Raw genomic sequence first — 13,609 nt, 5'->3', positions numbered from 1 at the left:
TCACCCCTCCCACCCTTCACCCTCCCCCTCTCCCCAATTCATCGGACGTGCCGATGCGATCGCCCATCTCGATGCGTTAGTGCATCAGCAGACCAAAGTGATTGTGATTCAAGGAGAAGGTGGCTTGGGCAAAACCACCCTGGCACAGCAATATTTACACAACCAGGGCTTTGAGACGGTTTTAGAGTTGCTGATGGCGAAAGAGACGCAACAGATTACGTCCGCAGAACGAGTAGTTGAAGAATGGTTGAAACAAGATTTTGAACAAGAACCGAGCGTGGATTTTGGCGTTAATTTAGGACGGCTAAAGCGTCAATTGCATCATCATCGAGTCGGAATCTTGATCGATAATTTAGAACCGGCACTTGACCAACAGGGAAGACTGATTGTGCCCCATCGCAGTTACGTAGAATTGTTGCGTGTGTTATCGGATGTTAGAGTGCAGTCGGTGACGTTAATTACCAGTCGCGATCGCCTCTGTGAATCCAGCCTCAACGTAATTCACTACCGTCTTCCCGGTTTAGATCTAACGGCATGGCATCAGTTTTTTGTAGCGCAAGCAGTGGCGATCGACCATGCCATCCTGACAACGCTGCATCGAGCTTATGGTGGCAATGCCAAAGCTATGGGCATTCTCTGCGGTGTGATCCAGGAAGATTTTGCAGGAGATACTCAAGCCTACTGGCAGGTGCATCAGGGTGATCTGTTGATGGCTACGGATCTTCAGGACTTGATCGCCAGTCAGGTCAACCGTTTGCAGACGCTCGATCCTCAAGCCTATCGGCTATTTTGTCGTCTCGGATGTTATCGCTACCAGGATGTTTCTACGATTCCCCAATCGGGCTTAACCAGCTTGTTGTGGGATGTGCCGATCGCCCAACATCGGCAGATTATTACCTCTCTGCGCAATCGCTCTCTGGTGGAATATCACAACGGTGCCTATGGGTTGCATCCGGCAATTCGAGCTGAAGCAATTACCCGACTGCGTGCCAGTGAGGAATGGGAAATTGTGAACCGTCATGCCGCAGAATTTTGGAGCAACAGCGTCCAAACAATTGACACCACTCAAGATGCTTTGCAAGCGCTAGAAGCGTATTACCACTGGGTTGAAATTCAAGATTTTGAAGCTGCCGGACGGGTGATTCTTAAACCCCGAAATAACCAATGGCGACAGTTTTTACCCCTGGGAAGTACGCTCTATCGCATGGGATTTTTGCAACCCGTTTTAACGGCGATCGCCCAGGTTATCGGTCAACTCGAACAGTCCAGCACGATTAGTGTGTTGCCAGAGTTGTATAACATTTTGGGAGATCTGCATTGGATTACAGGAAAAATTCACGCCGCGATCGCCTGTCAGCAAAAAGCGATCACCCTGGCAACTCAGATGTTGCAATCCCTTGCCGAGACGTCTGCCAACAAACACCAACAGTATTACTTAAAAATGCTGGAGGTTGATTCACTCTTAAGCATGGGACTGTACAACATTGACTTATGGGAATTGTCAGATGCGGCGCACTTATTTCGCCAGGTGATAGACCTGGCTCAACACACCGATCATCACCGTTGGGCAGAAAAGGCAATGGTTTGTCTGGCGTTAGTGTATTCGTATACAGGCTTGCATTCACAAGCGTATGCATTAGCGGACGAATTGTATCATGCGATTGTCAATGAACCATTCTTAGAACAATCCGGACGATTTACCTATTTCATGCAAATTTTAGGTCAGACTTACGTTAATCTCAACGACGTTGATAAAGCACATGATATGTATCAACGAGCGATCGCCTGTGCTGAAGCTGGGCACTACACTCAGATCAAAGCCAAGATATTAATTGGTCTTGCCGAACTTCATCGTCATCAACACCAGTTTGAATTTGCGATCGCCCATCATCTGGAAGCGATTGAATTATTAGAAACGATCGGTGCCAAATGTGATCTGGCAGAAGCCCACTTTCAACTCGGACTCACCTACCAAACCCTGAATCAGCAGGACAACGCTAAAACCAATCGCGATCGCGCCATTCACCTCTTTACTGAAATGGATGCCCCCAAGCAAATTGAGAAGATGAAAGGTCAGGATCACGCCTTCAATAAATCCCCAAACGTTTAATGTTGGCGTCGCGGCGTCGCCGCGCTACCAACCATCAACCTTGTTTATCTCCCCCATTCGGATGACCCTACTAGGCGAGGTGCGATCGCCCGATGTTCGGATACAGTCGGTGTGTTCATAGCTGATGCGAGGAACTGATGATGCTGGAAGCAAGTTGTAGAGAGGTTAAACCAGGAATTTCGCAACCCAAAAAGTCGAATCAACGTCTTGCGGTTGGTTATCAACACGGACGGATAGTTGATCTTTTCATGGGAATGTGGATTTTGCTTCCGGCTAAATCGTGCTATGAATATGGGCTGCCGCCGCAAAGTGGGTTCACTCAGATTGAAGTGGACGATGATAGCTTCAAAATTACTATGGATTGGGTGAATGCCGAGGGCAGAGAACTCTATTTCGTCTTTGATGGCATACCCAACGGCAACGACTATGCCTACAACAGTCCAGAGATTGACACCATCGCCATGCTGCGAGTGAGCGATCGCATTCTGGATACGATTTCTAAGAAAAATGGACGAGTCGTTTTATATACCAGTCGGGTTGTGTCTCCAGACGGCAAGACGATGAAGCTGATGGAGTTTGGCACCGATGACAACGGTCAGACCTACAGCAATATTTCGTTCTACGAAAAACCATAAGGAATCTATTGCATCACCAATACCAATTCCCGTTTTGTAAACGAATGTGCCGGTGAAACCTTAGGTTTCACCGGCACATTCGTTCTGAGAACCCGGATGTTTGGTTTTGTTTTGGCAGTACGGCGACGCCGCGCTGCCAAAACATCATCTTCGATTTTCTTAAATCCATGATATTTAGAGGGTGCTTTAAAAGTCCTAATTGGGGTTGGGGGGCAAATTCATACGTTTATTCAGCGACGCCTTTTAAGGAGATTTAGGGGGATCGAAATCTCTGTTTACAAGGTCAATTCTTATACCGATTTAATGTAAAGCTGCGCCTTATTCAACCCCCGGCTGTCGCCGTCCCCTTTGCCAAGGGGGACTACAGGGGGTTCTAGTTTGGTGCAACTTCATAACAGATTGGTATTAAGAGATTTTCAAGAATAAATCTACCCGTTGATCTGGGCTTTGACTTCGCTCAGCCTACAAACTCCGAGCGTTGAGCGAAGTCGAAACGCGGGAATTCAGGTATTTGCTTGAGCAGAAATTTCCTTACAGCGCTTCGCGCTTGAATATGTTTAGATTTTTTGTTGTGTGCCGCGCGGAGCGCGGCACACAACAAAAAATCTGTGGCTTAATCAATTGAAAATGGCTGTAGACCCTAAACTTGGGATTCAGTAGGGGGTTTGGCATTGCCACATTTTCTAGAGTATATGCCACATTTTTGTCACATTTTCAATTTAAATTGATGCCGGGAGCTGTAACCAAAATTTTTCCTGGTTCTAACTTAGTTGGTGTTGCCCTAGCGTAGGGGCGTAGCATTGGGTCGAAGATCCTTGATTTACCTCGAAAATCCTTGCCCAAATGCTACGCTCTTATGGGATTGGATGGCTCCGACACAAAATCTGTCAGAATCAGAATTTTTCCTTAGGACCGTGAATTTATAAAACCGAAGATTTATGTTTGGAAGCGCGGCGGAGCCGCGCTTCCAAACATAAACGTCCGGGTTTTAATTAATTTGTGATCCTTAGCAAAAAGTAGATGGGGTTCAGACTGCAAGTCGATCGCAGCGATGGGTCATGGCGATTTGCAGTTTGGATTGCGTGACAATAAAGGATAATCACGTCAAGCTATGGATAGGGGACAGCCTTCACTTTAATTGTGTCTACCCATCTATTTACCCATTTATTTATGTTGAGATGGGGCGATCGCATCATCAATCCCGAAGCATTTCAAGGCTCAACTCAAGCGCTAGAACCCTTGAGTCAAGAGATGTCATCGCTGCATTCAGACGGGGAAACGCAGGATACAGAACATGGGTCTAACCATGAAGGATTGTAAAAAACTGATCGAGCATGAGATGCCATTTATCTAGAAATGAAGAATGTTTGCATGGGCAATCCATCACTGGGACAATTTCCGATCGTCATACCGTTGAACGGGTTTATAAAACACTGTGATTAAACGTTAATAAATCATTCTATTTATAAAGGAAATTGACTCATGGAGCATGAACGCTTTACCCGCAAGATTCAAGCCGTACAACAGCGATCGCAAATCCTTGGATCTCAGATTTCTCAACTCTTCACCGATCAACCGGAGTTACACACTTCATCCGGTAACGTTTCGAATCTGTTAGAAGAGTTGAACGTCGCTGCCGAAGCTATCTACGAACAAAATGAGGTGCTAACCGCTAGCTACGATCGGCTACAATCCGAACGATTGCGCTACATGGAACTATTTGAGTTTGCTCCCGATGGCTATATCGTCACCGATCTGAAGGGTTGTATTCAATCGGCAAACCGTGCAGCTGCAACCTTGCTGAACCAACAACCCGAATATTTGCTGGGCAAACCTCTCGTCGTTGTTGTTGCCGAAGACGATCGCAAAGCCTTTTCCTTTATTTTGGGTCAGATTCCTTACCACCCGTCTGTGCGCGATTGGGAAGTCCTGTTTCAACCCCGCTATGGTGCCCCGATTCGCTGTTCAGTCAATGTCGCTGCTATGCGAGATGTCCAGGGTCAGGTGCGCGGTCTGTATTGGTTATTACGTGATATCAGCGATCGCAAACGCCTGGAAACTGAACGCCAGCAAGCCATTGACCGACTAAGTTTGGCGCTACAAGAAAAGAATGTATTGCTACAAGAAGTGCATCACCGGGTTAAAAACAATCTGCAAACTATGTCCAGCTTACTGTCGATGCAATTGCGCCGGAGTTCCAGTGAGCAGGTGCAAGACATTTTACAAGTCAGTTGCGATCGCATTTTTGCCATGGCAAAGCTGCATGAAATCCTCTACCAACACCAAGATTTTGCCCGGATCAACCTGGCTCACTATGTTAAAGAACTGGCATTAAATCTCTTAGATATTTACCAATCTAAGCCCACCTTCATTCACCTTAGATTTGAACTGCCCGAAACCCTGACTCTGCCAGTCGATCAAGCTCAACCGTTTGGCTTAATCTGCAATGAACTGGTTACCAATGCCTTTAAATATGGGTTGAGCAATACCCCAGAAGACGAGGTGTTGATCGCAATAGACATGCTTCCGGATGACGAGTTGGTTTTAACTGTGGGGCAGAATGGCGATCGCTTCCCAGACGGATTTGATATCGAACATCCTCTGTCTCTAGGGCTGCAACTGGTGCGGATGTTGGTGACTCAGTTGAGTGGTGCCCTCACTCTGGAACGCAGTGAAAATAACACATTTACTTTATTTAAGGTGCAATTTCCCGTCTTTCCGTCCCTACCCGACTCAAGTTCATGAGCTGAGACCACGCAATCTTGCAATAAATTTATTACACTTTGTAAAGATGCGTCGTTCTCCATTCTTGCGTTTTCTATGGCAGTCCCAAAAGATACGGTGTTTGAGCGATTTTTGGCTCCCATCTTCAACCATTTCTTGATCGATCGAGAAGCGCTGCTGCACTACACCAAAAGCATCGATTGGCAAGAAGAGGGCGATCGCCTGCGCAATCCCCAACTCACCTATCCCGCGTACTATAGCGAGCACAACTTTCATGGGGTCGAAGGGGGCTATCTCAACTGCAACGCTGCCATTACTTACGATGCCATCACTCATTACGTCCTCCCTCCCAATGAAGAATGGGTGCGCAAAGGGTTGATCGACCACATCACCTGCAAACCTCGACGCATTCTTGACCTGGGCTGTGGCACAGGTTCGACGACGTTGCTGCTCAAACAGGCGTTTCCCCATGCCGAAGTAATTGGGCTAGACCTGTCTCCCTACATGCTCGTCGCGGCTCAAGACAAAGCCCAAAAAGCCGGACAGGCGCTCTCGCTGCGTCACGCCAATGCCGAACATACGGGCTTCCCGGATGCATCGGTTGATCTGGTGACGGCATCCTTGTTGTTTCATGAAACCCCGCCCGAGGTTTCTTGCAATATTCTCAAAGAAGCCTTTCGCATCCTCACTCCGGGCGGAGAAATTGTAATTTTAGATGGCAACCAGGCAACCTTGCGCCGTATGGAATGGTTGACCGAAATTTTTGAAGAACCCTATATCAAACACTACGCTGCCCAGAGTGTCGATGCCTGGATGGGGGCAGCAGGGTTTGCCAACGTTCACTCAGATCATCTCTGGTGGTTGCATCAGGTAACGTGCGGTGTCAAGCCCAATCCAGGGAAGCGGGTACGCTTTGCTGATATCGAAACGGCAGGTGAAGGCCAGTGGGCAATGGGGTTTAAAGGTTAATGAGGATGGGGTGCAGGGGTGGAATTCCTGTCCAGGGGCGAAGCCTCCGAGTCCTGTTCTAAGGCGATTTCTAGAAAAGGTTATACCGGCGAATCGTAGGGGCGAAGCATTCGGACAATGACTTTTCGTCATTTACCAAGGCTCATCTAACGAATGCTTCGCCCTTAGAGGGGTAATATCTTTCTCAGAAATCTCCTAACAAGCCCTGCTGCTGCACATACAGAGAATTGCTATAAATCTAAATAAAACCTAAAATCTTATTCATGTCTCTCAAAGCAGTTCTCTTTGACTTCAACGGGGTCATCATTAATGACGAACCCTTACACGAAAAATTAATCGATCAACTCTTAATTGAAGAAAACCTGCGTCCCGATCCGGCTGAGTATTGGGAAATTTGCATGGGAAAAAGCGATCGCGCCTGCCTGACCGAGTTGTTTAATCGGCGAGGGCGAATCGTGACTGACAAATATCTCGACGAATTGATTGCTCGCAAGTCTCGCGGCTATCAGCTTGCTCTAGAAAATCTAGAGAAATTGCCGATCTACCCCGGTTTGGATGATCTGATCTTTCAACTGCGGGCTGCCCATCTAAAAATGGGAGTGGTCAGTGGGGCTTTAAAGGTTGAAATCGAATTGGTCTTACAGCGGGCACATTTAACGCCATACTTTGCGGTCATTGTAGGTGGAGACGACATCCGCACCAGCAAACCCGACCCAACAGGTTACTTACTGGCTGTCGAACGCCTCAATCACCAATTTCCTGATCTCAAACTACAGCCCGCTGAATGTTTGGCGATCGAAGATACCTTTGCTGGCATTCAGGCTGCCAAGAGTGCCGGAATGCAAGTGGTTGGCATTGCCAATACCTATCCTTTTCATATGATGCAACGGCAAGCCAACTGGGCAGTAGATTATCTGACTGAAATCGAACTGGATCGGGTGCAACAGGTCTTTAAAACAAACCGATCTCGTGCTGTTGCCTGAGTCAACCCGTCTGGAGAACACACAACGCAGATAATATTCTTCGGATTCCTGCTGCACTCTCCACTGAATGCTAGAATGATTCGCACAACGGGGAGTTAGCGCAGTTGGTAGCGTGCTGCGATCGCACCGCAGAGGTCAGGGGTTCGAATCCCCTACTCTCCATCGGTTTAATGGGTGCTTAAAGATCTAGCGAGTCAGGCTATGCTCAAAGTCGCGAGGGGTGTTGTGGACTTCAAAGATGTCCGACATCCCGGTCATTTCTAGCAACATGCGAGCTTGACCATTGAGAGAACAGAGGGCTAGTCTGCCATCGGCTTGTCTGACGGCTTTAAGCGCTGTGATGAGGGTGGCTAATCCGGTGCTGTCCATAAACAACACATCCCGGAGATTGATCAAGAGAGCATTGTTACCCATTTCTAAATTGTCTTGCACCCACCCCATCAGATCCGATGCACTCGTCGAACTTAAAATTCGCGTCGGGTAAAAGGTTTGGATAGTAGGAGACATAGGTAGAGCGTAAAAATTTGCCATTGTAGAGTTCCAATAAAAGGCTCAGTTTTAGTAGATTCACCCATGTCATCAACAAGTCTCCTGATACCAATGCTGAATGCATGTAAGCATAATTAGCAGTGTGGGGATACTGAGATATAAATCTCTTGACTCCCTTTATGCTGTTGACTCACAAAGATTGGTATAAGAACGAAGACAACTGAACATCCTGCGTGTTCATAGATACATACTAAGAAATTGGCTACCAATTCAGCAAGGCTTTCGATAAGGGTTGTTGCTGAAATCCGATCCGCCATATTACTGAATAAAATTTCAATCGACGTAGCAATAGGCACTCTAGCTTCCATGTATCTACGGTCATCCGGTTGCATGGCTCGACGCCGGTCAGCAATTCTGGTGACTTTAGTCATTCTCAAGAGCATAAAGACAAGTTATTGTGAGCGGCGCACCCCGTCGGGGTGTGCCGCTCACAACTTATTGGAGATTGCTACGTTAGGCAATGCGGTTTTAGAGATGCGGAGTGTACTTTATCGTTCAGCGTAAGCCGCCAGGGGTTCTTTAATAAACCGAATATAGAGATGCTTGAAGGTTGATTTCACGACCCGAGGCGCACCAAAATCGATGGGAATCAGGCTTTCGGGTAATTTCCAGTCGGTGATTTGAAGAGTTTTGGGGGCTAACAGAGGAAAGTGGATTTGGTCGAGATCGGGGCAAAGTCCCATGCGTTGCGATGCCGCTACAGTGGGCACACATGCCGGATCGATGTTCAACACGTCCAGCATCGATCGATCCAGTGCAAAAACATCGGCAGACGCTGCCAAAATCCCTAGAAAGCGCGGATCGCCATTGTTTGGTCCCTTGCCTTCGTGACCGATAATGCCATCAAGAATCGTTAAATTAGGGGCGATCGCCCGTGCCGTTTCAACCAGCATCGTGCCAAAGCGATCGCTATCTTTTCCGGCTTCCATGTGCCACCAGGCTTTCATTTTTCCGGGCACACAGCCAAATAAGTTTTTCACCCCTAAGGTCATGGTCAGTTGGACGTGCGATTTGACTTTGGGTAGATTAATCACCACATCCGCTTCCATGGCTTCTTTGGATAGCAACAGATGGTTGAGGTCTGCACTGATGATTTCGTACCGTTTGCCTTTCATTTCGACAACGGGCACCCCCAATTCGTCTAGAAATGGCAAATAACCATTGGCTTTTGCGACACCATAGGCACTGCCAAAAGCTGGACTGTCGCCTAAAAACGGGTGTCCTCCAGCCGCTTGAACGAGTTGGGCAACGCAATACACCAGTTCGGGTCGGGTTGTGCATTCGCCTGTAGGACGTGCCCCGGTCAACAAATTGGGCTTGAGTAAGACGCGATCGCCCGGTTTCACAAAGGCTTGGATGCCCCCTAGCGGCTCTAATAGTTGCTCTAGCGAGCCTCGCAAAGCCTCAATGTCGTAAGTGTTAGCCTGAATTAAACTAACCGTTGGGCGATTCGTTTCCCAGTCCATTGATCCTCCTAAATAGAGTTTTAATGAGAATGTTTTGAGGCTGGGCAAAGCCCCAGAGATAAAATAGATGACTTTTTGTAGATGGTTTTTGGATGACGTTAGACGTGCGTGACCATGAAATACTGCGGGGCGTTATGGCGATCGCCCAACCCATTCGATGACTGGGGAATATATGGAAATAGGATTGATCGGCACATCATTGATCGGCACATCCCTGATAGACTATTGACGCGATCGCGTTAGTGCAGTGACCCGCTCAGCATTGGCAAATACATCATCGCCGCGTAGTTCTGCCGCCGGTGGCTTCATCTCCACCTTAACGACATTGTCTACGTTAATAAAAACCGTTTGCTCCGGTAAATTGACAATCCACCAATCTTTTTTCAGCAAATGGCGTACTTCTAGTTGCAACGTTTGAGACGTGCCATCGTCTGAAATGGGCGCGTAAACATTGAAGGCTTCGTTATGTCCGTCGCGGTAGTAAAAAGTCAGTTGCACGTAGCCATCTTCGGTAAACATGGGGAGTTTCTCCTAAATCAAGTTCTAAACTAACCCTGCTCGCAATGCTACAACGGCGGCTTGCACCCGATCATCGACCGCAAGTTTATTCATAATGCCCCGCACATGGGTTTTGACCGTATTGGGACTGAGGTACAAAACAGCGGCAATTTCTGGGTTGCTGCGCCCTTCTACCATGAGTTTGAGGACTTCCAATTCTCGTTGCGAGAGTTGACCAATCACTTCCGATTCGACGGGTGTGGCGGGTTTGAGTTGATCCATGACGCTGCGGGCAACTTGTGGATCGAGGTAGCTGGCTCCTTCTTGGGCTGCGGCGATCGCCGTAAGCAATCGATCGACCGTGGTTCCTTTGACACAATAGGCATCTGCACCACTGGAAAGCGCGGCAATCACCTCATTTTGAGAGGTGTGTGAGGTCAGCATCACCACCCGAATGTCTGGGTTAGCTGCCTTAATTTGTTGGGTTGCGGCAATGCCATCTAAGCGAGGTAAGCCAATATCCATCACCACCACATCGGGTTTAAGTTTGATGGCGGCTTCGACGCCTAAATAGCCGTCATCTGCCCGACCGACAACAGTAATGCCCGCCGCATTTGCTAGCGATTGCTCTAACCCTAATTGCATCATCGGGTCATCTTCGACAATCAACACTTTTACGGGCGGCAGGTCAGCAGAGATCGTCATCAAGGATGCTCCTTCGCTGAGAATTAATGCACATCATACAGTAAACCTGAGGAGGTTGGGTGTAATATCCCGAAAAATATAGTACAAATGTATTGAAAGTATGAATAGCAACCATCGAGACAGTTCAATCAGGGGGTTATGAGAGAGCCTGCGCGGAGCGCAGGCTCTCTCATAACCTTTGTCCTAATCAACCCTCGACTGCGATAGATCTTTTTCAGATGAGTTTGGGTGAGGGCTTTGCCCTCGTTCAAATTTTTAATTGGGTGTGTTAGCTGAGCCAATCTGCGATCGCATACAACAGTGGAGCTAACAGCAGCGCCGGTAAAAACGAGGCGACATGAATCTTGGCAACTTCCAATAAATTAAAGCTCAACCCCATGACCATTAAGCCTCCTACTCCGGTGACTAATAGGATTAACGGTGCATTGGCAGGGTCGGGCAGAGATTCAGCCAGGGTCGCGGCAGCCAGGGATAGCCCACCCTGGTATAGCACGATGGGTAGGGTCGAGAACCCTACCCCCATGCCATAGCTACTGGTCAGGGCGATCGCTGCTAAGCCATCCATCGATGCTTTGAGCGTTAGCAGCGTATTGTCTCCGGTCAACCCATTATTCAAACTGCCAATCAACGCCATCGGTCCAATACAAAACAAGAGACTGGCAGCCACAAACCCTTCAGTAAATTTACCTTGCCCTTTAAACCGTTGCTTTAACCAATCGCCTGCACTTTCTAATCGTGTTTCTAACTGCCACCACTCGCCCAACAAGCCTCCCAGCACCATTGCCAGTAACCCCAGAATGGCTCCATCAATCTCACCCCCTCGGGCGTTGTTCAAACTGCCTGCCATGCCAAAGCCGATAAACAAGGTCAGCAATCCCAGGGCTTGTGTAATGACTTGCAGCATGCGTTTGGGTAGCCGTTCACCCAGACCTAGACCAATACCCGTCCCCATCAGCACGGTGGCAGCATTAATCCAGGTGCCACTTGTGCGGCTAAAAAAATCAAGTTCCATGCGTCTCTCTGATTGCGATCGCCTGAGTCTACTACGGGTGCATCTGATTGAGTCTACTCAGAGCACAGATGAATAAACCTGTCATTCATTTCTAGGACTACCCATTTTGAGAGAGCGACGGCGGAGCCGTCGCTCTCTCAAAAAGAGTTGGTTTGATTAAATCTACGATCCTATAACGCTGTGCGGGTTGATTCAGTATGGTGTTGTGGGGCGCTCCGCGCCCCACAACACATTTCTGTACTGAACGAACTTGCATATCGCTATAGATCGAGGTTTGAGTGATCCCGAATGACTGATGAGTTTCTCTGCCAGATTTCCGAGTGCAGTTTAAGATCTTATAAGACCTTAAGAACTGGTAGAACTTGATAAAAGACAATCCTCTCTCAATTCAGCGGCTCAGCCATTCCTATCCCGATGGAACACAAGCTCTGAATCAGATTAGCTTGCAAGTCTGTCCGGCTGAAAAAGTAGCCATTGTTGGTGCGAATGGTTCTGGCAAATCGACGTTGCTGATGCACTGTAATGGGATTTTGTTGCCGCAAGACGGTCAAGTTGTGGTGGGTGAGTTGCCCGTTGAGCCAAAACATTTGAAAGCAGTACGAAATTTTGTCGGTCTGGTGTTTCAAAACCCAGATGACCAACTGTTTATGCCGACGGTTTGGGAGGATGTGACCTTTGGTCCGATGAATCAAGGGTTAACGGGTAAAGATCTGAGTCATCGGGCATGGCATGCCATGTCTGCTGTGGGGTTGGAGCCAGAGGTCTATCGGGCACGCTATCCTGGAAATTTGTCAGGCGGAGAGAAAAAGCGAGTGGCGATCGCGGGTGTGTTGGCAATGCAACCCCAAATTTTGCTATTAGATGAACCGTCGGCGCAGCTAGATCCCCGTTCTCGTCGCCAACTGATCCAACTGTTGCAAGGCTTACCCCTGACCCAACTGATTGCCACCCACGATCTAGATCTGGCACTTGATATATGCAGCCGCACCATCGTTTTAAATCGGGGGCAGGTGGTGTATGACGGTTCGACTGAAGGCGTTTTAAGCAACCCAGAGTTTCTAGAAGAACATGCGTTAGAAATGCCGCTGAGTTACTCTCGTCCCTATTGCCATCTGGAACATCGCCCTGCCCCGATGCGGCTCCAGTCACGGGTCAATTAATGCGCTTTTCCGGCTCCCAAATAGAGTTCTCCAACTTTGGGATCGTTGAGCAAATCAGCACCGACGCCTTCAAAGCGATCGCGTCCGGTATCTAATACATATCCCCGATGAGCCATCGCCAGAGCTTTACGGGCATTTTGTTCCACCAGGGCGATCGCTGTTCCCAGTTGATTGATCTGGCGAATCCGCTCTAATACCTCATTGACTAATAAGGGCGATAACGCCGCTGACGGTTCATCCAATAGCAGCAAACTCGGTTGCAGCATTAGCGCTCGCCCCATGGCTAACATCTGCCGCTCACCTCCCGATAGGGTTCCAGCCTGTTGTTTGCGACGTTCTGCCAAAATCGGAAACATATCGAAAATATTTTGTTTCAGCGGTTTTAGCGGCACATTTCGCACAAATGCGCCCATCTCCAGGTTCTCATCTACCGAAAGGGACGGAAAAACGTTGGCAATCTGCGGCACATAGCACATGCCTCGTTTCACAATCTGATTAGATTTTAGCCCTGCAATATTTTCTCCTTGAAAGTGAATGGTGCCTCGGTGGGGAGACAGTAAGCCAAAGATTGTCTTTGCTAAGGTCGATTTTCCGGCTCCATTCGGTCCAATAATGGCGACAATCTCTCCGGCAAACACTTTGAAATTGACACCCTGTAAAATGTCAAGGTCTTGAATGTATCCGGCATAGACATCTTCGACAACAAGGATGGGTTGGGGATCTGTCATGGCGATCGCACGTTCAGATATAGGGTGTGGGGTGTGGGGTGTGGGGTGTGGGGTGTGGGGTGTGGGGATC

Annotated in this window: 13 protein-coding genes and 1 tRNA gene; 8 read left to right on the top strand and 6 right to left on the bottom strand. The window is 48.2% G+C overall.

The features are described from left to right. The 7 genes from ACR6Z4_RS31105 to ACR6Z4_RS31075 form a co-directional block, all read left to right on the top strand. The coding region (locus ACR6Z4_RS31105; RefSeq protein ID WP_479721236.1) for an NB-ARC domain-containing protein at positions 1–2,110 on the top strand (2,110 nt) is incomplete at its 5' end. A 137-nt stretch (positions 2,111–2,247) separates the two neighbouring features. Continuing rightward, positions 2,248–2,745, top strand: a complete 498-nt coding sequence (locus tag ACR6Z4_RS31100; protein WP_479721235.1) for a hypothetical protein — start codon at positions 2,248–2,250, stop codon at positions 2,743–2,745. Between the two features lie 1,140 nt (positions 2,746–3,885). After that, positions 3,886–4,065, top strand: a complete 180-nt coding sequence (locus tag ACR6Z4_RS31095) for a hypothetical protein (RefSeq protein ID WP_479721234.1) — start codon at positions 3,886–3,888, stop codon at positions 4,063–4,065. Positions 4,066–4,227: 162 nt separating this feature from the next. Next, entirely contained in the window at positions 4,228–5,490 is a 1,263-nt protein-coding gene (locus tag ACR6Z4_RS31090; protein WP_479721233.1) for a sensor histidine kinase, read from the top strand. A 75-nt stretch (positions 5,491–5,565) separates the two neighbouring features. After that, positions 5,566–6,438, top strand: coding sequence for a class I SAM-dependent methyltransferase (locus tag ACR6Z4_RS31085; protein WP_479721232.1), 873 nt, complete (start codon positions 5,566–5,568; stop codon positions 6,436–6,438). A gap of 263 nt (positions 6,439–6,701) precedes the next feature. Beyond that, positions 6,702–7,421: an HAD family hydrolase gene (locus ACR6Z4_RS31080; protein WP_479721231.1), complete on the top strand. Its 720-nt coding sequence runs from the start codon at positions 6,702–6,704 to the stop codon at positions 7,419–7,421. A gap of 89 nt (positions 7,422–7,510) precedes the next feature. After that, positions 7,511–7,583 (top strand) — tRNA-Ala (locus tag ACR6Z4_RS31075). 24 nt (positions 7,584–7,607) lie between these two features. On the opposite strand, the gene ACR6Z4_RS31070 is transcribed toward ACR6Z4_RS31075, so the two are convergent. The 5 genes from ACR6Z4_RS31070 to ACR6Z4_RS31050 form a co-directional block, all read right to left on the bottom strand. Beyond that, positions 7,608–7,952 carry an STAS domain-containing protein gene (locus ACR6Z4_RS31070; protein ID WP_479721230.1) on the bottom strand — a complete coding sequence of 115 codons (345 nt, stop codon included), beginning with the start codon at positions 7,950–7,952 and terminating at the stop codon, positions 7,608–7,610. Positions 7,953–8,458: 506 nt separating this feature from the next. Then, positions 8,459–9,436 (bottom strand): Npun_F2552 family protein, encoded by a 978-nt coding sequence (locus ACR6Z4_RS31065; protein ID WP_479721229.1) that lies wholly within the window; start codon positions 9,434–9,436, stop codon positions 8,459–8,461. 222 nt (positions 9,437–9,658) lie between these two features. Further along, positions 9,659–9,955 carry a hypothetical protein gene (locus ACR6Z4_RS31060; RefSeq protein WP_479721228.1) on the bottom strand — a complete coding sequence of 99 codons (297 nt, stop codon included), beginning with the start codon at positions 9,953–9,955 and terminating at the stop codon, positions 9,659–9,661. A 24-nt stretch (positions 9,956–9,979) separates the two neighbouring features. After that, entirely contained in the window at positions 9,980–10,639 is a 660-nt protein-coding gene (locus ACR6Z4_RS31055; protein ID WP_479721227.1) for a response regulator, read from the bottom strand. Positions 10,640–10,907: 268 nt separating this feature from the next. Beyond that, positions 10,908–11,651, bottom strand: a complete 744-nt coding sequence (locus ACR6Z4_RS31050; RefSeq protein WP_479721226.1) for a DUF554 domain-containing protein — start codon at positions 11,649–11,651, stop codon at positions 10,908–10,910. Between the two features lie 365 nt (positions 11,652–12,016). Here ACR6Z4_RS31050 and ACR6Z4_RS31045 point away from each other — a divergent pair, with 365 nt between their 5' ends. Further along, positions 12,017–12,811, top strand: a complete 795-nt coding sequence (locus ACR6Z4_RS31045; RefSeq protein ID WP_479721238.1) for an energy-coupling factor ABC transporter ATP-binding protein — start codon at positions 12,017–12,019, stop codon at positions 12,809–12,811. Here ACR6Z4_RS31045 and ACR6Z4_RS31040 read toward each other — a convergent pair. Next, positions 12,808–13,539 carry an ABC transporter ATP-binding protein gene (locus ACR6Z4_RS31040; protein ID WP_479721237.1) on the bottom strand — a complete coding sequence of 244 codons (732 nt, stop codon included), beginning with the start codon at positions 13,537–13,539 and terminating at the stop codon, positions 12,808–12,810. The two genes, ACR6Z4_RS31045 and ACR6Z4_RS31040, sit on opposite strands and share 4 nt — an antisense overlap. Between the last annotated feature and the right edge of the window lie 70 nt (positions 13,540–13,609).

Source organism: Calyptranema fuscum S582, from assembly GCF_055793305.1.
The sequence above is the reverse complement of the archived record's forward strand: the minus strand, read 5'-3'. Positions and strand labels throughout refer to the sequence as shown.

What these genes read in the sequence shown, in the direction of transcription:
- ACR6Z4_RS31040 (WP_479721237.1), bottom strand. Translation starts at nt 13,539, where the DNA reads ATGACAGATCCCCAACCCATCCTTGTTGTCGAAGATGTCTATGCCGGA.
- ACR6Z4_RS31100 (WP_479721235.1), top strand. Translation starts at nt 2,248, where the DNA reads ATGATGCTGGAAGCAAGTTGTAGAGAGGTTAAACCAGGAATTTCGCAA.
- ACR6Z4_RS31090 (WP_479721233.1), top strand. Translation starts at nt 4,228, where the DNA reads ATGGAGCATGAACGCTTTACCCGCAAGATTCAAGCCGTACAACAGCGA.
- ACR6Z4_RS31060 (WP_479721228.1), bottom strand. Translation starts at nt 9,955, where the DNA reads ATGTTTACCGAAGATGGCTACGTGCAACTGACTTTTTACTACCGCGAC.
- ACR6Z4_RS31080 (WP_479721231.1), top strand. Translation starts at nt 6,702, where the DNA reads ATGTCTCTCAAAGCAGTTCTCTTTGACTTCAACGGGGTCATCATTAAT.
- ACR6Z4_RS31050 (WP_479721226.1), bottom strand. Translation starts at nt 11,651, where the DNA reads ATGGAACTTGATTTTTTTAGCCGCACAAGTGGCACCTGGATTAATGCT.
- ACR6Z4_RS31065 (WP_479721229.1), bottom strand. Translation starts at nt 9,436, where the DNA reads ATGGACTGGGAAACGAATCGCCCAACGGTTAGTTTAATTCAGGCTAAC.
- ACR6Z4_RS31055 (WP_479721227.1), bottom strand. Translation starts at nt 10,639, where the DNA reads ATGACGATCTCTGCTGACCTGCCGCCCGTAAAAGTGTTGATTGTCGAA.
- ACR6Z4_RS31085 (WP_479721232.1), top strand. Translation starts at nt 5,566, where the DNA reads ATGGCAGTCCCAAAAGATACGGTGTTTGAGCGATTTTTGGCTCCCATC.
- ACR6Z4_RS31070 (WP_479721230.1), bottom strand. Translation starts at nt 7,952, where the DNA reads ATGGCAAATTTTTACGCTCTACCTATGTCTCCTACTATCCAAACCTTT.